The organism is Ruegeria sp. BHSB058, assembly GCF_059613285.1.
Window position 1 is genome coordinate 1 of the sequence record NZ_JBXWSF010000004.1, and the last position, 21,120, is coordinate 21,120.

The following is a 21,120-nucleotide window of genomic DNA, read 5'->3' on the forward strand; positions in this document are numbered from 1 at the left end:
CAAGCACATGCAGCCCCACGGCAACAACCAGAACCCACTGAAATATCCAATGCAGCCGGTCAGTCAAGCTGGAAAGCCATTCGGATTTGGGCACAAATGGCAGGTTTTGCCCAAACGGCCAGACGATCGGAGCAAAACCCTCGGTGGCGGCGTGGTGCATCCAGCCGGTCAACGGGACCAGAACCAAAGCCCCATAAAGTACCCAATGCACGAGTTCCGCAACGTAAGCTTCGGGCTTGTTGTCCGCGTTCAGCAAGCCTGGCTTGGTTTGGGTCAAGGCCCAAAAGATTCGCGCGAGTGCCAGGAACAAGATTGATACGCCCAGCGTTTTGTGGATGGAAAACACGGTTACGGTACGGCTAATGTCCTCGATCGTGGTTTGAACGGACGGATCATAGATGTCCTTGGCCATTTCGCTTGCGACCCATCCCAAGGGAATGGCGGTCAGAATCATCAACGCGATCAACCAGTGGAAAGTTTTGGCAATACTTCCATATTGGCTCGACGAGTTGGTAAAAGGCACTGTGCGGCTCTCCTGCTAGTCTTGTGGAAAACCTATGTGACGCGTCTCGAGGTGCAACTGTTTAGAGCGCACAGGTTCCGTGTCTTTATGCAGAGCTTGTGCCGCGCGCCTGTGCAGTTTACACCGCGCGGCAACCCAACGTCAGGTAAGAGGTCGCAATGACAATCGCATTCGTTTTTCCGGGGCAGGGCGCCCAGACGATCGGAATGGGCAAGGCGCTGGCTGATGCCTATCCGGCTGCAAGGGCCGTCTTTGATGAAGTGGACGAGGCTTTGGGAGAAAAGCTGAGCACGCTGATCTGGGAAGGCGATATTGACGAACTGACACTGACGCAGAATGCACAGCCCGCGCTGATGGCCACATCGATGGCAGCCATGCGCGCGTTGGAGGCCGAAGGAGTCCCGGTATCAAAAGCGTCCTTTGTCGCCGGTCATTCGTTGGGTGAATACTCGGCGCTGGCCGCGGCAGAAGCCTTGAGCTTATCCGATACGGCGCGCCTTCTGCGTACGCGCGGGCTGGCGATGCAAAGTGCCGTGCCGGTAGGCCAAGGAGCGATGGCGGCCATTCTTGGGCTGGATCTGGATGCGGTGCGCGAGGTTGCCGATGAGGCCGCCCAGGGCGAGGTCTGTCAAGCGGCAAACGACAATGACCCGACACAGGTCGTGGTGTCCGGCGCCAAGGCGGCCGTTGAACGCGCCGCCGAGATTGCCAAGGAAATGGGCGCGAAGCGCGCGATCATGCTGCCTGTCAGCGCCCCGTTCCATTGCGCCTTGATGCAGCCTGCGGCGGATGTGATGGCCCAAGCCCTGGCCGATGTGGAAATCAAGGCGCCCACCGTCCCGCTGGTGTCCAATGTGCGGGCCGAGGCTGTGACTGATCCCGACCTGATCCGCCAGCTCTTGGTCGCACAGGTCACAGGATCTGTGCGTTGGCGGGAAAGCGTACAATACATGGCGGCGAATGGTGTTACCGTACTATGGGAAATCGGGGCGGGCAAAGCCCTGTCGGGGATGATCCGCAAAATCGACCGGGTACTTACGACCAATGCAGTCGGAACACCCGATGACGTGAACAAAATCACAGCGGGCGACACCTGACAGTTTTAGGAACATAAGCTGTATGAAAAAGACATGCAGTCTAATAAGGGGATGATCATGTTTGATTTGACGGGCAAAAACGCTCTGATCACAGGTGCTTCGGGCGGTATCGGTGGGGAAATCGCCCGCGCATTGCACAACGCGGGCGCAACAGTGGCGCTATCAGGTACTCGCGTCGAGCCCTTGCAAGCCTTGGCTGACGAACTTGGCGAACGCGCCCATGTTCTGCCTTGCAATCTCGGAGATCCCGACGCCGTGGTTGCGTTGCCGAAACAGGCAGCCGAGATCATGGGGTCGGTCGACATACTCGTCAACAACGCCGGAATAACCAAGGACAACCTTTTTATGAGAATGTCGGATGCTGAATGGGACAGCGTCATTGATGTCAATCTTAACGCGACCATGCGTTTGTGCCGAGGTGTTCTTCGCGGCATGATGAAGGCGCGCTGGGGCCGGATCATCAACATTTCGTCGATTGTCGGGTCCATCGGGAATCCCGGGCAGGCCAACTATGCTGCGTCCAAGGCCGGTATGGTCGGGCTTGCCAAGGCGATTGCCCATGAGGTTGCATCACGGGGAATCACCGTGAACACCGTTGCCCCCGGGTTCATTACCACCGCGATGACGGAAAAACTGACAGAAGACCAGAAAGCAGGCCTGTTACAGCAGGTTCCGATGGGCAGAATGGGCGAGGCGGGAGAAATCGCTGCGGCAGTTCTATACTTGGCCAGCCCCGAAGCGGCTTATGTAACAGGAAGCACCTTGCATGTGAACGGCGGTATGGCCATGTTGTAGGCGCAGGCGGTGGCAGGCGGAAAGCGTTTGCCTCCTGCGTTGTCTGTGCTATAGGCGGCGCGTATCTGTTAGGGCTGATCCGATGGTCGGTCCTCGAATCCCCGGGGTTTCCGGGACCCAAACCGCCCGGAACGGGCATATCAAAGCCGCCCGATCGGGCAAGGGCAGAACCGGGCAAAGCGCCCTGAAGGAATGAGGAATAGACATGAGCGACGTCGCAGATCGCGTAAAAAAGATCGTTGTTGAACACCTGGGTGTTGAAGAGGACAAAGTCATCGAGAACGCGTCGTTCATTGACGATCTGGGTGCAGACAGCCTTGACACCGTGGAACTGGTGATGGCTTTCGAAGAGGAATTCGGTATCGAAATCCCGGATGATGCGGCCGAAACCATCCAGACTTTCGGCGACGCCGTAAAATTCATCACCGAAGCTTCCTAAGCTTTTCGAGTGACCCCAAAAAAACGGCGCTTCCGTGCAACGGAGGCGCCGTTTTTTGTTGACCGATGCAGATTCCGTCTTGCGCAACGCCTGCACCGCCAGCAATTTTCGTTCCTGAGGCAAAAAAACAGAACGGGCAGGACATGAAACGATCCATCCCGATGATAAATACGGCACGTTTGACGCTGTGTGCGATGCGACCTGAGGATTTTCAGCGGTTTGCGGAAATCTGGAGCGATCCCACGGTCGTCCGCTTTATCGGTGGCGAGGTGCGAACGCGCGGCGAATCCTGGGATGCGTTTCTGCGCAATGCTGGTCACTGGCAGATGACTGGTTTCGGACAATGGGCGGTTGTTTCGCAAGCATCCCGCAGGATGATCGGGCAGACAGGCTTTTTCTACAGCAATCGTTGCCTTGGCGAAGATTTCGACCGGTTCCCCGAAGCAGGTTGGGTCTTGTCCCAAGAAGCTCAAGGCCAGGGGTTGGGATACGAGGCCGCGCAGGCCGCTCATGACTGGTTTGACAGGGTGATCCCCGGCCCGCTGGTTGCATTGGTGGACGTCGCCAACGAAGTATCCCGCAACTTGGTAGAAAAACTGGGTTACAAGCCGCTGCGCGAAACCGAGTATCGCGGAACGCTGGTGAATCTGTTTCGCCGCAATGGGCCACCAGCCGTGATGTGAAACGCATTTTTCGCCCGTGCGCCGCAAATGGCGCAAACGATGCCGATCCTGTGAGATGACTGCGATTCTCTCTGCGATATGCTATGCTCGATTTCCACGACGACTGAGCAGAGGAACAGGCTCATGATCATTTATCCCACGATGGAACTGCAAAAAGGGCGCTGCGTGACGCTCGAAAAGGGGCGGCTGGATTCGGCGATGCTGTGGCATGTCGATCCGGTCGAGACCGCGCGCAGCTGGGCTCAGGCCGGTGCGGAATGGATTCACGTGACCGATTTCGATGCGATTGAAGGCAGTCACGAGAATGCCGAACTGATCGAAGAGATCATTCGCGCGGTCGGCGTTCCGGTTCAGCTGGGCGGTGGCATGCGGACCCGCGAGAATGTTGACCATTGGATCGACAAAGGCGTGGGGCGCGTTGTTCTTGGTACGTTTGCGGCGCGCGATCCACACACGGTCAAGGATCTGGCAATCCGCCATCCCGACCAGATCGTTCTGGCGGTCGATGTGTGGCAGGGCTATGTGATGACCGAAGGGTGGCGCAGTCAGAGTGTCTGGACGCCGGAAGCCTTTATCCAAGCGTTCACTGATACGCCGTTTGCAGCGATCCTGGTGACCGATATCAATAGCGACATGGTCGACGTCGAGGCGCAGCTGGGCCTGATTTCCGGTCTGGCGTCCGAGGCAAAGACGCCCGTCATCGCCAGCGGCGTCGTACGTTCGGTCGACGATATCTCGCGTCTTGCGTATATTCACAATATCGCAGGCGCGATGGTCGGTAGAGCGTTGTTCCGCAAAACACTGGATCTGTCCGAAGCGCTGGCTGTCGCCCAGTCTGCGCATGAACCGGTCGCTGATTTCCAATAAGAAACTTCTGCGCCATCCCGAAATTGCTGCCACGCAGCATGCCGGGTTGGCGTTCCTTTGGCATTGAGCGAAATTCGGTCGTCATTTGGAAGACGACCTGTCGGATTGGTGTTGATGAGGCGGGTCCTCAGATCGAACCTGTTTTGAGGTGAGCACGTCTTGTTCCGTTCAGCGAAGTCGCTTGCTCTGGTGCGTGTTGCGGCAAGTTCATCAGAGCTCTGCGATTGCCAAGTGGCTGAAAAACGCTGATTGTAAAGGAATGCTCGCTCTTGCCCCCATCCCCTTGGCCGGGGTATGAGCGGTTTTCAAACAGGAAGCAGGCAAGAGGCATAGTCTATGCGCAGAGTCGTTGTAACCGGTCTTGGTTTGGTCACACCTTTGGCCAGCGGGGTCGAGGAATCCTGGTCGCGGCTGCTGGCCGGAGAGTCAGGTGCCGGCCCGATCACCTTATTCGACGCCGAGGCAAGCGGAGTCGCCACGACCTATGCCTGCGAAGTACCTCGCGGTGATGGCACGAACGGAACATTCAATCCCGACGATTGGATGCCACCCAAGGAACAGCGCAAGATCCAGGACTTTATCCTGTATTCGATCGCTGCAGCCGAAATGGCGTGCAAGGACGCCGACTGGCTGCCCGAGGATGAGGATGCTCGCCTGCGTACCGGTGTCATGATCGGGTCGGGCATCGGTGGGCTCGGATCGATTGCGGAAACCGCCAACCTGATCAAGGACCGCGGCCCACGCCGTGTGTCGCCGTTCTTTATCCCCGGTGCGCTGATCAATCTAGCGTCGGGTCAGGTGTCGATCCGCTTTGGATTCAAGGGACCGAACCATTCGGTCGTGACGGCGTGCTCGACCGGTGCTCATGCCATCGGAGACGCCAGCCGGCTGATCCGTCTTGGCGATGCGGATGTGATGGTTGCGGGCGGCGGCGAAGGCTGCATCTGCGAAATCGGAATCGCGGGTTTCAACGCGTGCAAGGCGCTGTCGACCAAGTATGCGGACAACCCCAAAGCTGCCAGCCGTCCTTATGACGTTGATCGCGACGGGTTTGTCATGGGCGAGGGCGCGGGCGTTGTGGTGCTGGAGGAATATGAGCACGCAAAGGCACGCGGCGCCAAGATTTATGCCGAGGTGCTTGGTTACGGCATGTCTGGCGACGCTTATCACATCACGGCGCCTAGCGAAGACGGTGATGGTGCCGAACGTTCGATGCGCGCCGCGTTGAAGAGCGCCGGGCTGGAGCCTTCGGCCATCGACTATATCAATGCGCATGGCACTTCGACCATGGCGGACACGATCGAACTTGGAGCGGTGGAGCGTCTGCTGGGGGATCACGCGGCAAAGGCGACCATGTCGTCGACCAAATCGGCCACTGGGCATTTGCTGGGCGCGGCAGGGGCGATCGAGGCGATTTTCTCGATCCTCGCGATCCGCGATCAGGTTGCCCCGCCGACGATGAACCTGGAAAACCCGGCCGTCGAAACACCGCTTGATCTGGCGCCGAACGCCAAGCGCGAGCGCAAGATCGATGTTGCCCTGTCGAACTCGTTCGGGTTCGGTGGCACAAATGCGAGTGTGATCTTCGGAAAGGCCAACTAAATGTGGCGGGGTCTGGCTTCGAACATGCTGACTGTTCTGGCGGTGGGCATGTTCCTGGCCGCTGGGGTCGTGCTGTGGGGCAAGTCGCAGTATACCGCTGAAGGACCTTTGGATACGGCCATCTGCCTGCGGGTTGCCAGTGGGTCGAACATGACCCGTGTGAGCCGTGATCTGGAGCAGCAGGGCGCGGTGACCAGTGGCACAATCTTCCGCTTGGGGTCAGATTATTCCGATAAATCTCAACACCTTAAGGCGGGAAGTTTTCTGATCCGCGAAGGTGCGTCGATGGAACAGATTGTCGAGGAGATCACGCGCAGCGGGGCCAGCACATGCGGGACCGAAATCGTGTATCGGATTGGCGTGACGCGGACCCAGACCGAGGTGCGGGAACTGGACCCGGCCACGCTGGAGTTTGTCGAGATTGCCGAATTCGATCCTGCTGATGGTCAAGTGCCTGAAGAATATACAGAAAAACGCGCCGAGAGGGATACCCGCTATCGCATTGCGATGGCCGAGGGCGTGACGTCGTGGCAGGTTGTCGAGGCCCTCAAGGCGATGGACGTGCTGGACGGCGAGGTCGGGGAACTGCCGGCCGAAGGGATGTTGGCACCGGACAGTTATGAGGTGACGCCTGGGACGAACCGCGCCGAAGTTCTTGCTAAAATGGTGGAAAAACAGCAACTTAGGGTGAACGCGGTTTGGGAGGCCCGGCAAGATGGGTTGCCTATCGAGACGCCGGAAGAAATGCTGATCCTTGCTTCGATCATCGAAAAGGAAACCGGCGTTCCAGAAGAGCGGGGGCAGGTGGCGAGTGTGTTCGTCAACCGCCTGGAACAAGGCATGAAACTGCAGACGGACCCGACCGTGATCTATGGGATCACCAAGGGTCAGGGCAGCCTGGGGCGCGGGTTGCGACAAAGCGAGCTTCGCCGCGTAACACCTTGGAATACCTATCTTATAGATGGCCTTCCACCGACGCCTATTGCCAATCCGGGGTTGGCAAGTCTTGAGGCCGCAGTGGCGCCGGAGAAGACGGATTACGTGTTCTTCGTGGCTGACGGAACGGGGGGTCATGCCTTTGCCGAAACGCTGCAGGAGCACAACCGCAACGTCGCCAAATGGCGCGAGATCGAGGCTCAGCGGAAGAGCGAGGGCGACTGACCCGCTTGTCCGACTTGTCCGAAATGTACAGGTTTTCGGGGGCGTGTTGTGCGAAATGTACAAGTCCCAGGCAGTCTGATGGATCGATTTCGACGGGGCAGCGTCTTTGCCCGTCTGCGTTGCGTCGCGCCACTGGAGACCGGCGGAGCCGGATCCGGGGGATGCAACCTTGCCAATGCGGTCGGTTGCATCAGGACTTTTCAAAATCTGATCATCAATGGGCGGGTCACGTTGCTTTAACGTTTCCCAAAACCCAATCGAACTGTCAGAGGTGACGCAGAGTTTTTGCTGCCACCCTCATCAAGGAACCTGACCTGTGCTGACCGTCATCAAGAACGCCCTGATCCACAGTCCCGAGCCGGTTGGCATCGGCAACATCGTCATCGCCGGAGAGCGCATCGTCTATCTGGGAGCGGGTCTGCCCGACATACCGGAAGCTTTGACGGCCGAGGTGATGGATGCCGAGGGCGCGCCGGTTGTGCCGGGGCTGATCGATGCGCATGCGCATATCACCGGGGGTGGCGGCGAAACCGGGCCGGCCAGCCGGGTGCCGCCGATGATGCTGTCGGCCTTTACCCGCGCCGGGGTGACCTCGGTTGTCGGGGTTCTGGGTACGGATGACCTGACGCGGAATACGCAGACGCTGGTGCAGCAGGCCTATGGGTTGCGCGAAGAAGGGCTTTCGGCCTGGTGTCATACCGGGGGGTATCATGTGCCGCTGACCACGCTGACCGGGTCGGCGCGGGGCGATATCGTGTTTCTTGATCCGGTGATCGGGGTGGGGGAGCTGGCGATCAGCGATCACCGCTCGAGCCAGCCGACGCTGGACGAGGTGCTGCGCATCGCCAGCGAGGCGCATGTGGCCGGGCTGATGACCGGCAAGGCGGGGATCGTGCATTGCCACATGGGCGATGGGGAGCGGGGGCTGTCGATGCTGGAACAGGCGATTGCCACGTCCGAAATCCCTGCGCGGGTGTTCAACCCGACCCATGTCAACCGCAACAAACCGCTGTTCGAGCAGGCCGTGGCGCTGGCCCGGCATGGCTGTTACATCGACGCCACCGCCTTTCCCGATGATCATGTCGAGCCCGGAATTTCGGCTGCGGAGGCTTTTGTGCGGTTTCGCGACGCGGGCGGTCGGATGGAGCGGTTCACCATCAGCTCGGATGGCGGCGGATGCCTGCCTGCCTTTGACCGCGAAGGGAACCTGACCCGTTTTGGCATCGGCCTGTCGGATACCTTGCCGGAAACGCTGGCCGCGCTGGTGGGAATGGGGGTGCCGCTGGCCGAGGCGCTGGCGCCGTTCACCTCGAATGTCGCCGATTTGCTGAAACTGCGCCGCAAGGGACGGTTGGGCGTGCATATGGACGCTGATCTGGTGGTTCTTGACGAAAACCTTGGGGTGCGGCATGTGATGGCACGGGGGGAATGGCATGTCCGCAACGGCCAGATAGCCCGGCGCGGCATGTATGAACAGGTATAAGCGTCCGCGCGGCTCTGGCGGCTGCCCGCTTCAGGACTGGAAGGTTTTTTCGACATGTGCCCAGCACCCGTTGCTGCAGACACCCCGCGCGGGTTCATCATCCCCATCGGTGGCGGCGAAGACCGCGTGAAGGAAATGCAGATCCACCGCAGGTTCGTGGAGATGTCGGGTGGACCGAAGGCGGATATCGTGGTGATCCCCACCGCCTCGATGCTGGAAGAGACGGGGCCGGATTACAACCGCATCTTTTCCGAGCTTGGCGCGGGCAAGGTCGAGTTCCTGCCGATCTCGCGCCGGGCCGATTGCGACAACCCGGATTTTGCCGGGATGCTGGACCGGGCGACCGGGATTTTCATGACCGGCGGCAACCAGTTGCGGCTGTCGGCGATTCTGGGCGGCACGCTGGTGGCGCAGAAGATCCGGCGGCGGAATGCGGCGGGGGTGCCTGTTGCGGGCACCTCGGCGGGGGCATCCATCATGTCGGAACACATGGTCGCCGGAGGCAGTAGCAACGCGGCCCCCGCGCAGGGCAATATCACGCTGGCGCCGGGAATGGGGCTGACCAACGCCGTCATCATCGATCAGCATTTCACCCAGCGCAACCGGCTGGGGCGGTTGCTAACCGCCTCATCCTTCAACCCTTTTCTGATCGGGTTGGGTATCGACGAGGACACGGCGGCCTTCATCGGACCCGACAACGTGCTGGAAGTGGTGGGCAGCGGATCGGTCACGGTGGTCGATGCCAGCCATCTCAGCCATTCGTCAATGTGGGATGCGCGCGCCGGAGAGGCGCTGAGCCTGCTTGGACTTCGGCTTGACGTTCTGGGCGAAGGGTGCCGTTATGACCTGACGGCTCGTCAGGCGTTTCCGCCGGATGAGCATCTGGCGTTCTGCACCCTGCCGGAAGTGTCCGGGGAAAAGGCCGCCGCCGGGGGGGAATAAAAATCTGATAAACGGGGAGCCTCATGAAAATCGTCTCGACCAATGTCTTTGTGGGCCCGAATGTCTGGGCGAGTTTTCCGGTCATTCGGCATGTCATTGATCTGGGAATATTGGAAGAGTGGCCATCGGCCCGTATCGGGCCTGCGTTTATCGACGCCCTGATTGCGGCGCTGCCCGGCCTGGCCGAGCACGGCTGTTCCTATCGCGAACCCGGCGGGTTCATCCGCCGCCTGCGCGAGGATGAGGGCACCTGGCTGGGCCATGTGCTGGAGCATTGCGCCATCGAGGTGCAGAACGTGGCGGGCTCGGACGTGACTTTTGGCCGGACCCGCGGCACCGGTCAGCCGGGCCAGTACAACATGGTCTATGAATACCGCCAGCGCGACGTGGGGCTGGCCGCCGGAAAGCTGGCGATGCGGTTGTTGATGCATCTGCTGCCGCAGGAGCTGAAAGAGCAGCTGGAGTACGATTTCGATCCCGAGTTCGATTGGGACGACGAGTTGCGCAGCTTTGTCCTGCGGGCGCAGCGCAAGGAATTCGGCCCCTCGACCGGATCATTGGTCAGGGCGGCGGAGGAGCGCGACATTCCCTGGATCCGCCTGAACGAAGGCTCGCTGGTGCAGTTCGGGCATGGCAAGTTCCAGAAACGCATTCAGGCCACCATCACCTCGGAAACCAAGCATATCGCGGTGGAGATTTCCTGTGACAAGGAAGACACCCACAACCTGCTGAACGATCTGGGCCTGCCGGTGCCGCAACAGCGCATGGTCTATTCCGCGCGCGAGGCGGCCAAGGCGGCGGCGCGGATCGGGTTTCCGGTGGTGGTCAAGCCGCTGGATGCCAATCACGGGCGCGGCGTGTCGATCAACCTGAATTCGGAATCCGAGGTCGAGACCGCCTTTGCCGAGGCCAAGGAGCATTCACGCAGCCGCGCCATTCTGGTCGAAAGCTTCATTACCGGGTTCGATCACCGGATGCTGGTGGTCAACAACAAGCTGGTTGCGGTGGCCAAGCGGGTGCCGGGCCATGTGGTGGGCGACGGCAAGCACACGATTGCCGAGCTGGTCAACATCGTGAACCTGGACCCGCGCCGGGGCATCGGGCACGAGAAGGTGCTGACCATGCTGGAGATCGACACTCAGGCCAGGCGCCTGATGGAGAATGCGGGCGTGACCGAAGAAACGGTGCTGCCCGAGGGCGAGATTTTCTATCTGCGCTCGACGGCGAACCTGTCGACCGGCGGCACCGCCATCGACCTGACGGATGTGGTGCATCCCGACAATCGCGACATGGCCGAGCGCGCGATCATGGCGGTGGGGCTGGATGTGGGCGGCGTCGATTTCCTGATCGACGATATCACCAAATCCTACAAGAAGATCGGCGGCGCGATCGTCGAGGTGAACGCGGCGCCCGGTTTCCGCATGCACGTGGCCCCGTCCGAGGGCCAGCCGCGCGACGTTGCGGGACGGGTGATCGACATGCTGTTCCCGGCCAGCCAGCAGACCCGCATCCCGATTGCCGCGATCACCGGAACCAACGGCAAGACCACGACGTCGCGGATGCTGGCCCATATCATGAAGGCCAGCGGCAAGATTGTCGGGATGACTTCGACGGACGGCGTTTATGTGGATGGCAAGCTGAGCGTCAAGGGTGACATGACGGGGCCGAAATCGGCGCAGATCGTGCTGCGCGATCCGATGGTGGATTTCGCGGTGATGGAGACCGCGCGCGGCGGGCTTGTCCGGTCGGGTTTGGGCTATCAGCGCTCGAACGTGGCGGCGTGTCTCAACGTTTCGGCCGACCATCTGGGGCTGGGCGGCATCGACACGGTCGAGCAGTTGGCGGTGGTCAAGCGCGTGGTGGTGGAAAGCGCCACCGACACGGCGGTGCTGAACGCCGATGACATCAACTGTCTGAAAATGGCCGATTATGCGCCGGCCAAGACCATTTTTTACGTGACGACCAATCCGGGCCACAGCCTGGTGAAGGAGCATATTCAGGCGGGCGGCAAGGCCATCGTGCTGGAACAGGGCATGAATGGCGACATGTTGACCATCTATGACAACGGGCTGCATATCCCGATCCTGTGGTCGCATCTGATTCCGGCAGCACTTGAGGGCAAGGCGATCTTCAACGTGCAGAACGCCATGTTCGCGGCAGCCATGGCTTATAGTTTCGGGGTCGATCTGGACAATATCCGGCACGGGTTGCGCACCTTCGACACCAGCTATTTCCAGGCACCGGGGCGGATGAACGTGTTTGACGAGCATCCCTTCAAGGTGATCCTGGACTATGCGCACAACCCGGCGGCGCTGGCGGCGATGAGCGCGATGTCCGACCGGATGGATGTCAAGGGCAGGCGGCTGTGCGTCGTCTCGATGCCCGGTGACCGGCGCGATCAGGACGTGGCGGATGCGGCGAAGGCGCTGGCGGGGCATTTCGATCATTTCATCTGCAAGGCCGATGACAACCGCCGCGGGCGCGGCCATGACGAAATCCCGCAGATGCTGAAATCGGGCCTGATGTCGGGCGGAGTTGCCGAGGAGGCGATCAGCGTCATTCCCGACGAGGTCGAGGCGATCAACGCGGCGCTGGACATGGCGGCACCAGGCGACGTGCTGGTGATCTTTGGTGATGACACGGCGCGGTGCTGGAAGCAGATCATCTATTTCAATTCGGATGAGGATGCCGAGTCTGCCGAGGCGAGTGCGGCGGCGCCTGCACCCGTTCCCGGCGCGTTCGAGGAGCTGTTTGACAGCGATCAGGCGCTGATCCGGGATGAACGCGGCGTGCGGCTGCCGCGGGATGTTGGTGAGGACTCCGACTGAGGGGGCGACATGGACAGGATAGAGGCGCTTGAAACCGCGCTGACCATCACCTGCGCGCAAAGCGATCTGTTTCGTGTGGACGACGCGCGCCGGCTGACCGGGCCGGGCCTGATGTGGGACAGTCCGGGGGCGGTTGTCGATGTGTTTTTCGACGGTGATCTGGCGCAGCGTGTCACCGGCTTGTGGCAGGTGCATGCGCGCCGCGTGCTGGATGCGCTGGGCTGGCAGGATGAGGCGCTGGCGTGGCGGGCGTTCACCGGCGGCGTGAACCTGGCGATTTCCGCGCCGATGGATCAGCTGTATTCGGCGGTATTTGCGGCCCAGACCGCCTGGCATTTCTGTGCGGCGGAGTTGACGGGGGCGGCCTCGGGAAATTTCGAGGCGATGGTTGCCGACCTCAGGGGCGTCATGGAGCGTGAGGCCAACCCGGCCCTGATCGCGCTGATCAAGGCGGCGGAGAAGCACGGCGTCGATATCCTGTGCGACGATGACGAGATCTCGCTGGGTCACGGCGCGGGCAGCCGGACATGGGCCTGGGATGCGTTGCCCTCGCCCGACGCGGTGGATTGGGGCGCGTTGCACAACATTCCCGTCGCTTTCATCACCGGCACCAACGGCAAGACCACGACGACCCGTCTGCTGGAGGCGATTGCCCGTGCGTCGGGCCGGGTGGCGGGGCTGACCTCGACCGAGTTCGTGCGGGTGGGGGACGATATCCTGGACCGGGGCGACTATTCCGGGCCGGGCGGTGCACGGATGCTGTTGCGGGACCGTCGGCTTGAGATCGCCTGTCTTGAGGTGGCGCGCGGTGGCATCCTGCGCCGGGGGCTGCCGACCCGCGCGGCCTCGGCCGCGGTGGTGACGAATGTGGCCAACGATCATCTGGGCCAGTACGGCGTCAACACGGTGCCGGAACTGGCGCAGGCGAAGTTTGCCGTGCGCCGCGCCCTGAAGAAGGGCGGTGTTCTGGTCCTGAACGCGGATGATCCCTTTGTGCGGGACGAGGCGGAAACCACGCCGGGTGTGATCTGGTGGTTCTCGCTGGACCCGGAAAACGATCTGATCCGCCGCGCCCGCGAGCGGGGAGAGTGCTGTTCGTTCCTGCGTGGAGAAGAGATCGTGTTCTTCGATGGGCAGGCCGAGCAGGTCATTCAATCGGTTCGCGATGTGCCGCTGACCATGGGGGGTGCGGCGCGCTATAACATCCTGAACGCGATGGCGGCGCTGTGCCTTGCGCGTGCGATGGAGATCCCGGTTGAGGCCATTCGCGCCGGGCTGGCCGGGTTCAGGCCCGATGCCCGTGACAATCCGGGCCGGTGCAACGAGTTCGCCTTTAACGGCGCGCGGGTGTTTGTCGATTTTGCCCACAATCCACATTCGATTGCGGCCGTGTGCGAGGCGCTGGGCGGGCTGTCGGCAAAGCGGCGCTTCATCGTGCTGAGCCATGCGGGCGATCGGTCGGACCAGGATATCCGGGAGGTCACCAGAACGGCGCTGGGGTTTCAACCGGATGTGGTGGTCGCCGCCGAGTTGGAAGGGTATCTGCGGGGGCGTGAGCTGGGCGAGATTCCGGCGCTGATCCGGCAGACCGCCACGGAATGCGGGCTGCGGGAGGATCAGGTTCTGCGCGCGGCCTCGCCGGTCGAGGCCAGCAGGATGATCCTGGATCGGGTCGAGCCCGGTGATCTGGCGCTGTTGCTGGTTCTGTCAGAGCGCGATGCGGTGCTGAACCTTTTGCAGAGCTAGCCCGGGCGCGCGCAGAATTTTCTTGCCGCACCGTAAGGATTGCACTAAGCGCGCGGTACCGGTCCCGAAAGGGCTAAGAGGGAATCCGAGGTGCCGCGCGGCATCAACCGGAACTGCCCCCGCAACTGTAGGCGGCGAGCGCTGTCCGTTCGTGTCACTGGGCCTTTCAGGTCTGGGAAGACAGGACAGGCGACGACCCGTCAGTCAGGAGACCTGCCGGTAAAAACCGAAACACACCGGACGGGGTTGTCCGGGGAGGTTGCCAAAGGATCCTGCCGGGGGGCCGTGCGCCGCCCTGCACCGACAGAAGACGAAATGCGACTGTCGCTTTGGTCAATGCCCTTTCACCCGTTCTCCGGTCATTGACATATGGAGATCGATCATCATGGTTTTGCGTACCGGCCTTGTGGGCCTTTCCCTGTCTCTGTCGGCGGCAAGTGTGGCCGCCAGCGAAAGTTTTCCGCTGACCATCGAAAACTGCGGCCATTCGGTGACGTTCGAGGCGCCAGTGGCGTCGGCGGTCACGGTCGGTCAGGCCGCGACCGAGGTGCTTTATGCGCTGGGGCTGGGCGAGCAGGTTCTGGGAACCTCGGTCTGGTTCAACGAGGTTCTGCCTGAATTTGCCGAGGTGAACGCCAAGGTGGAGCGTCTGGCCGACAACGACCCCAGCTTTGAAAGCGTGGTTGCCAGGCGGCCCGGTCTGGTGGCGGCGCAATATGAATGGCATGTCGGCCCCGAAGGCATCGTTGCCACGCGCGAACAGTTTCACGAACTGGGCATTCCGACCTATGTGATGCCCGCCGATTGCGTCGGCAAGGACAACTCGGTCGGCAGTGACGGGACGCGGATCGAGATGTTCTCGACCGATACGCTGTATCAGGGGATCGAGGAACTGGCCGCTGTCTTTGGGGCGTCCGAGAAGGGTGCGGAACTGGTGGCGGACTACAGGGCGCGCGAGGCCGCAGCCATTGCCAGGGCGAAGGCGGTGGAACTTGACGACGTGTCCGCCGTGTTCTGGTTCTCGTCCCCGGAGATGGAAAGCGATCCGTTCGTGGCCGGGCAGAAAGGCGCGCCGGGATATATGATGAACGCGCTGGGCATCCGCAACGTCATCGAAACGGATGAGGAATGGCCGACGGTGGGCTGGGAAACCATTGCCAAGGCCAATCCGACCGTCATCGTGATCGCCAAGATGGACCGTCGCCGCTTTGCCGCCGATGACTATGAGAAAAAGCTGGAGTTTCTGCGCAACGACCCGGTGGCCAGCCGGATGGATGCGGTCAGGAACGACCGCATCGTCATCATGGACGCACAGGCCATGGACGCCACCATACGCGCAATTCCGGCGCTGGAGGATCTGGCCGAGGAGTTGAGCAGCGGCGGTAACAGCCAGTGAGCGAGATCGCCGCAATCGCCCGGCACGTACTGGGGGCCGTGTGCCTTGCCGTGCCGGTGCTGGTTGCGGCGGTTCTGGCGGGCGCGATGATCGGGGAAACCGCGCTTGCGCCCGAGCTTGTGTTTTCAGTGCTGGCCAACAAGCTGGCCGGGGCGGGTCTGGCCGTCGATCCGATCGATCAGGGGATCGTGTGGAGTTACCGGCTGCCACGGGCGCTGGTCGCCGCGGCCTGCGGCGCGGGACTGGCCGTGGCGGGTGTGGTGCTGCAGGCGCTGCTGCGCAACGCGCTGGCCGATCCGTATATTCTGGGCATCTCTGCCGGGGCCTCGACCGGGGCGGTGGCGGTGACCATCGCCGGATTGGGCGGCGGCGCGTTGTCCCTGTCCTTTGGCGCGTTCAACGGTGCGCTGCTGGCTTTTGGGTTCGTTGCCATCCTGGCCCGTGCGGCGGGTGCGGGTGGCGGACGGGCGGCAACGGCGCAGATCGTTCTGGCGGGGATTGCGGGATCGCAGCTGTTCAACGCGATGACGGCCTTCATCATCGCCAAATCCGCCAATGCCGATCAGGCGCGCGGAATCATGTTCTGGCTGATGGGCAACCTGAGCGGGGTGCGCTGGCCGGATGTGTATCTTGCGATACCTGTGGCTTTTGCCGGCTGGCTGATCTGCCGTTTTCACGCCCGCGCGCTGGATGCCTTTACCTTTGGTTCGGATTCCGCGGCGTCGCTGGGCATACCCGTCCGGCGGGTGCAGGCGGTGCTGATCCTTGCCACCGCGCTGACGACGGCGGTCATGGTATCGATCGTGGGGTCCATCGGCTTTGTCGGGCTGGTGATCCCGCATGCCGCGCGATTTCTGGTGGGGCCGGGGCATCGCCGCCTGATCCCGACCGCCGCCCTGATCGGTGCCGTGTTCCTGATTGGAGCGGATATCGTGTCGCGCATCATCATCCCCGGTCAGGTCCTGCCCATCGGGGTGGTGACTGCGTTGATAGGTGCGCCAGCCTTTGCCGTCATTCTGGTGCGCGGACAAAGGAGCGCGCGATGAGGATCGAGGCCCGAGACCTGAGTTACGCCGTGCGCGGCAAGCGCCTGTTGTCAGGTGTGTCCTTTGACGTGGACCCCGGTGAGACGCTGGCGCTGGTCGGTCCCAACGGGTCGGGCAAGTCGACCCTGATGCGCCTGCTGGCGGGATTGGTGCGCCCGAGTTCGGGGCAGGTCGAACTGGCCGGTGATCCCCTGTCGGCGCTTGGGCGGCGGCAGATCGCCCGGCGTGTCGCCATTGTCGAGCAACAGGCCGACACGACAGAGCGGGTGAGTGCGCGGTCGGTGGTGGAGCTGGGCCGCACGCCGTGGTTGTCGGCCCTGCGGCCTTGGCAGGCGGAAGACACGTGGCAGGTCGACAAGGCGCTGCGGACCGTGGACATGGCCGGGATGGCGCACAGGGAGTGGGCAACCCTGTCGGGTGGAGAGCGCCAGCGGCTGCATATTGCCCGCGCGCTGGCGCAGCAGCCGGGGCTGCTGCTGCTGGATGAACCGACCAACCATCTGGACATTCACCACCAGCTGTCGATCCTGAGCTGTGTCCGCGCGCTTAAAGTGACAACGGTGATGGCGCTGCACGATCTGAACCAGGCGATGACCTGTGACAGGGTGGCGGTACTGTCCGGGGGGCGGCTGGTCGCCTTTGGCGCGCCTGCCGAGGCGTTGTCCCTGGAGACGGTTTCCGAGGTGTTCGGGGTGCGGGCGAGATGGAGCCACAATGGCGAGGGGACGGAGAGGTTCCTGTCCTATCATTTGCCGTGACCGGGGCTGCCGTTAGTGTTTCCTTAACCCGCGCCGTACGCAACCCGTTGCAGCTGTTGCGAAAATTCTTGACTCTGCGACCTTTCTCTCGTATAGGTTGTGTCATGCTAGAAGAAGTGGGCGGCGGCCTCCGGATCTGATCCGGTGGCCGTTTTTCGTTTCTCTCGTGCGGAACAACTCACGCATGAGGTCAGACGCACATATGACGATGATTACCCCGGAAGAGAGGATCGCCCGGACGGCTGATTTGTTGCAGTCGCTCGAAACGTCCATTCGCGGTCTGCGGCAAGCGGCGGAAGACCTGCGCAAGCAGATCGTCACCGGGGAGGAAGCAGATCTTGCTGGCACAGCCAAGCAGCTTGGTCAGGTCGACGGCCTGATCCGGAACTGTCAGAAAGTGGAGACGAGTTTTGTCGAACACCATCACAGACAACAAGGAATTGCCCAGGGGGGCTATGCGCTCGACCTTGAGCAGGCCCGATCTGAGATCGGGTGCAGGCTGGCTCGCCTCCGCCGATGCTGCGGTGCGGGAGAGGTTTCTGAGTGAGATCGGGGAGGGAGGGCTGTGTGCCCTCCCTTTCCTGTTCGAGTTCTGGGCGATGCCGCATCAGTTGCCGCCCGAGGGGGATTGGCGCACATGGGTCATCATGGGCGGGCGCGGCGCGGGCAAGACGCGGGCCGGGGCCGAGTGGGTTCGCTCGATGGTCGAGGGGGCCAAGCCGCTGGACAAGGGCGTGGCGCGGCGTGTGGCGCTGGTGGGCGAGACCCGGGATCAGGTGCGCGAAGTGATGATTTTCGGCGATAGCGGGATCTTGCAGTGTTCACCGCCGGATCGTCGGCCCGCTTGGAAAGCGTCGGAGCGCAAGCTGGTCTGGCCCAACGGGGCCGAGGCGCAGGTGTTTTCGGCGCATGATCCGGACAGTTTGCGGGGGCCGCAGTTCGATGCCGCCTGGGTGGACGAGCTGGCCAAGTGGCCGAAGCCGAGCGAGACCTGGGACATGTTGCAATTTGCGTTGCGGCTGGGGGATCTGCCCCAGGCCTGTGTGACCACGACGCCGCGGAACGTGAAGGTTTTGAAGGATTTGCTGGCGGCACCGTCCACGGTGGTGACCCATGCGCCGACCGAGGCGAACCGGGCCAACCTGGCAGCGTCGTTTCTGGAAGAAGTGCGGGCGCGCTATGCGGGGACGCGGCTGGGGCGGCAGGAGCTGGACGGGGTGCTGCTGGCCGATGCCGAGGGCGCGCTGTGGACCGGATCGATGCTGGAGGCGGCGCGGGCGGCGCGTGTGCCGGATCTGGATCGGATTGTTGTGGCGCTGGACCCGGCGGTGAGTGGCGGGGTGGATGCAGATGCCTGCGGGATCGTGGTGGTTGGGGCGCAAGTGCAAGGCCCGCCCGAGGACTGGCGGGCCTTTGTGCTGGCTGACCGGACGGTGCAGGGCGTTGGTCCGGCGGGCTGGGCGCGGGCGGCGATAGCCGCGATGGACGAGTTCGGGGCCGAGAGGCTGGTGGCAGAGGTCAATCAGGGCGGGCAGCTGGTGGAAGAGGTCGTGCGGCAGGTCGACCCGCTGGTGCCGTTCCGGGCGGTGCGGGCGTCACGCGGGAAAGTGGCGCGGGCGGAGCCGGTGGCGGCGCTCTACGAGCAGGGGCGGGTGTCCCATGTGGCCGGGCTGGACGCGCTGGAGGAGCAGATGTGCCAGTTGACCACGCGCGGGTTTGAAGGGCAGGGTTCGCCCGACCGGGTTGATGCGCTGGTCTGGGCATTGCACGAGTTGCTGGTGGCACCTGCGGCGCAGTATCGGCGCCCCCGGCTGCGGGTCTTGTGAGGGGAAGGGGTAGGACTTCTGTGGAGGCGCATTGGCGCTAGTCGGGAACACCTGCCTTGCGCAGCCCGTCGATGTAGAAGTTCATCGCCGGTTCCACGAACGGGAGGTGGCCACGAACCGATTTGGAGATCGAGAAATTTGGTGCAATCCGCATCAGCTCGTCCACGGTGTTCGCGGCGTCGTCCGGCAGGTCCATCTGGGCGTAGGTCGGCGCCAGATACATGTAACAGGGACGATACCGGGGCGTGCGGATAACGCAGGTTCTCAGTTCGACCATCGCCTCTTCGTACCGCTTGCTGAAATAGTAGGCCCGACCGAGATACATGTTGTCCCGGGCGGGATAGAACGGATCCAGCCGGATCGCCGTTTGCATAAGGTCAATGGCTTCTTCCGGCCGGTTGGCGAATGTCAGAACGTCGGCCAGGGCTGCGTAGTGAAAGGATCGGTTGGGATTGAGGTCAATCGCCTTTTGCAGCGACAGGATGGCCTCGTTGTGCTTGTTCTGACGCAGGAATACGCGACCGAGCAATTCGTAGGATTGCGACGATCTCGGGTCCAGCTCTACCGCCTTGCGCGCCAGGTCATAGGCCTTGTCGAGCGCTTCGGGTCCTTCCCATTGAAGAATATACGCGCTGTTGTAGGTGTCGCCGAGAACGGCATAGGCGGGTGCATAGTTCGGGTCCAGCGCGATGGCTTTTTCCGCCAGTTCGCGCGCTTCGAGCTTGGCTTCCTTGCCGGGGGTGTCCCAGAGCGCGCGGGCGCGCAGCACGTAGTCGTAGGCGGTCAGGTCGCTTGGCCGCTTTTGGCGCGTCCGGTCGAGGTCTGCCTTGCGCATGTTGACCAGAAGGCTGCCCGCGATTTCGCGGGTGAGGTCGTCCTGAACGTCGAATATACCGGAGACGGGTTCATCATATTGTTTTGCCCAGACATGCGTATCCCTGGAGGCATCTATGAGCTGAGCCGTGATCCGGATCTTGTCGTCGATGCGGCGGATCGACCCTTCGAGAACGTAGCGGACACCAAGATCGGCGGCTATGTCGCGGATATTCGCAGGGCGCGTCTTGTAGGCAGATGTCGAATTGCGGGAGATGACGAACAGGTCTTTCGACTGGGCAAGGTTGCTGGTCAGGTCTTCGGTGAAGCCCTCGGCAAAGTATTCCTGTTCTGCGTCACCTGATAGATTTGCAAAGGGCAGGATGGCGATTGATGGTTTATCGGGGAGTGCCAGCGGTGGTCGGTTTTCGCTGCCCGCCTGGGGGGCGGACTGATTGAAGGTCCACCACCCGGCCATCCCGAAAACAAGAAGAAGGACAATTGCTGCAATTGCCATTGTACGGCTTGGTTGGAGCCTTTTGGGGGGATTGCCTGTGGCGTCGCCCTTTTGGGGATCGGTAAGAACCCTGTACGCCCGGATCGGTCTTTCGATATTCTTGACCTGAAGCTCGCCCATCGACACATAGCCGACCTTGACGGCAGAGCGCATGTGGTCGTAGGCGGTGCCGGAGATGCAGATGCCGCCCGGTTCGGCCAGCTGTTCCAGTCTGGCCGCCACGTTCACGCCGTCGCCGTAGATATCGTCGCCATCGACGATGATGTCTCCCAGGTTGATCCCGACGCGATAGGCGATCCGTCGATCGGGTACGGTGTCCTGCTCGCGCTGGGGCATGGTGCGCTGGATTTCGACGGCGCATTGGACGGCATCGACAACCGACGGAAACTCGACCAGCAAGCCATCGCCCATTTCCTTGACGATGCGCCCCCGGAATTTGTCGATGGCAGGGTCGATGAGGTTTGAACGATGAGCTTTCTGGCGCTCAAGTGTGCCGATTTCATCGGCTTCCATAAGCCGCGAATAGCCGACCATATCGGCAGCCAGGATAGCGCTCAGGCGGCGTTCCATCGGCTGGACCTCCTCAGCCAAAGACTAG

17 protein-coding genes, 1 pseudogene and 1 riboswitch are annotated in these 21,120 nt (G+C 62.0%); of the genes and pseudogenes, 16 read left to right on the top strand and 2 right to left on the bottom strand.

The window, feature by feature from the left end; all coding sequences use genetic code 11:
• Positions 1-523, bottom strand: a 523-nt coding sequence (locus AC2FNB_RS01550; protein WP_496744042.1) for a cytochrome b, incomplete at its 3' end; no start/stop codon positions are given.
• Positions 524-681: 158 nt separating this feature from the next.
• Between AC2FNB_RS01550 and fabD the strand changes: the two genes are divergently transcribed.
• The 16 genes and pseudogenes from fabD (at position 682) to AC2FNB_RS01630 (ending at position 19,192) form a co-directional block, all read left to right on the top strand.
• A complete protein-coding gene (fabD, locus tag AC2FNB_RS01555; RefSeq protein ID WP_496744044.1) occupies positions 682-1,620 on the top strand; it encodes an ACP S-malonyltransferase in 939 nt (312 codons plus the stop codon).
• 57 nt (positions 1,621-1,677) lie between these two features.
• Positions 1,678-2,415, top strand: a complete 738-nt coding sequence (fabG, locus tag AC2FNB_RS01560; RefSeq protein ID WP_496744046.1) for a 3-oxoacyl-[acyl-carrier-protein] reductase — start codon at positions 1,678-1,680, stop codon at positions 2,413-2,415.
• Positions 2,416-2,620: 205 nt separating this feature from the next.
• On the top strand, positions 2,621-2,854 hold the full coding sequence (locus tag AC2FNB_RS01565; RefSeq protein WP_480748286.1) for an acyl carrier protein: 234 nt from the start codon (positions 2,621-2,623) through the stop codon (positions 2,852-2,854).
• A gap of 143 nt (positions 2,855-2,997) precedes the next feature.
• Positions 2,998-3,537, top strand: coding sequence for a GNAT family N-acetyltransferase (locus tag AC2FNB_RS01570; protein WP_496744048.1), 540 nt, complete (start codon positions 2,998-3,000; stop codon positions 3,535-3,537).
• 123 nt (positions 3,538-3,660) lie between these two features.
• Positions 3,661-4,404: a 1-(5-phosphoribosyl)-5-[(5-phosphoribosylamino)methylideneamino]imidazole-4-carboxamide isomerase gene (locus AC2FNB_RS01575; RefSeq protein ID WP_480748288.1), complete on the top strand. Its 744-nt coding sequence runs from the start codon at positions 3,661-3,663 to the stop codon at positions 4,402-4,404.
• Between the two features lie 336 nt (positions 4,405-4,740).
• Positions 4,741-6,006, top strand: coding sequence for a beta-ketoacyl-ACP synthase II (gene fabF / locus AC2FNB_RS01580; protein WP_496744050.1), 1,266 nt, complete (start codon positions 4,741-4,743; stop codon positions 6,004-6,006).
• The gene (mltG, locus tag AC2FNB_RS01585) at positions 6,007-7,167 is read left to right on the top strand and encodes an endolytic transglycosylase MltG (RefSeq protein WP_496744052.1); all 1,161 of its coding nucleotides are present in this window, start codon (positions 6,007-6,009) and stop codon (positions 7,165-7,167) included.
• 316 nt (positions 7,168-7,483) lie between these two features.
• Positions 7,484-8,650 carry a beta-aspartyl-peptidase gene (gene iadA / locus AC2FNB_RS01590; protein WP_496744054.1) on the top strand — a complete coding sequence of 389 codons (1,167 nt, stop codon included), beginning with the start codon at positions 7,484-7,486 and terminating at the stop codon, positions 8,648-8,650.
• Between the two features lie 54 nt (positions 8,651-8,704).
• A complete protein-coding gene (locus AC2FNB_RS01595) occupies positions 8,705-9,592 on the top strand; it encodes a cyanophycinase (RefSeq protein ID WP_496744056.1) in 888 nt (295 codons plus the stop codon).
• 23 nt (positions 9,593-9,615) lie between these two features.
• Positions 9,616-12,420, top strand: coding sequence for a cyanophycin synthetase (cphA, locus tag AC2FNB_RS01600; RefSeq protein ID WP_496744058.1), 2,805 nt, complete (start codon positions 9,616-9,618; stop codon positions 12,418-12,420).
• 9 nt (positions 12,421-12,429) lie between these two features.
• The gene (locus tag AC2FNB_RS01605) at positions 12,430-14,166 is read left to right on the top strand and encodes a Mur ligase family protein (RefSeq protein ID WP_480748294.1); all 1,737 of its coding nucleotides are present in this window, start codon (positions 12,430-12,432) and stop codon (positions 14,164-14,166) included.
• Between the two features lie 42 nt (positions 14,167-14,208).
• Positions 14,209-14,401: riboswitch (cobalamin riboswitch) on the top strand.
• A gap of 150 nt (positions 14,402-14,551) precedes the next feature.
• Positions 14,552-15,562 (top strand): ABC transporter substrate-binding protein, encoded by a 1,011-nt coding sequence (locus AC2FNB_RS01610; RefSeq protein ID WP_496744060.1) that lies wholly within the window; start codon positions 14,552-14,554, stop codon positions 15,560-15,562.
• Positions 15,559-16,608 (top strand): FecCD family ABC transporter permease, encoded by a 1,050-nt coding sequence (locus AC2FNB_RS01615; RefSeq protein ID WP_480748296.1) that lies wholly within the window; start codon positions 15,559-15,561, stop codon positions 16,606-16,608. The genes AC2FNB_RS01610 and AC2FNB_RS01615 overlap by 4 nt, the downstream gene beginning before the upstream one ends.
• A pseudogene (locus tag AC2FNB_RS01620) lies at positions 16,605-17,115 on the top strand (ABC transporter ATP-binding protein); the annotation flags it as partial. The gene AC2FNB_RS01615 and the pseudogene AC2FNB_RS01620, both read left to right, overlap by 4 nt.
• A 453-nt stretch (positions 17,116-17,568) precedes the next feature.
• On the top strand, positions 17,569-17,913 hold the full coding sequence (locus AC2FNB_RS01625; RefSeq protein ID WP_480748297.1) for a hypothetical protein: 345 nt from the start codon (positions 17,569-17,571) through the stop codon (positions 17,911-17,913).
• On the top strand, positions 17,822-19,192 hold the full coding sequence (locus AC2FNB_RS01630; protein WP_496744061.1) for a DNA-packaging protein: 1,371 nt from the start codon (positions 17,822-17,824) through the stop codon (positions 19,190-19,192). Before AC2FNB_RS01625 ends, AC2FNB_RS01630 begins: the two co-directional genes overlap by 92 nt.
• 37 nt (positions 19,193-19,229) lie before the next feature.
• On the opposite strand, the gene AC2FNB_RS01635 is transcribed toward AC2FNB_RS01630, so the two are convergent.
• On the bottom strand, positions 19,230-21,092 hold the full coding sequence (locus AC2FNB_RS01635; protein WP_496744063.1) for an adenylate/guanylate cyclase domain-containing protein: 1,863 nt from the start codon (positions 21,090-21,092) through the stop codon (positions 19,230-19,232).
• Between the last annotated feature and the right edge of the window lie 28 nt (positions 21,093-21,120).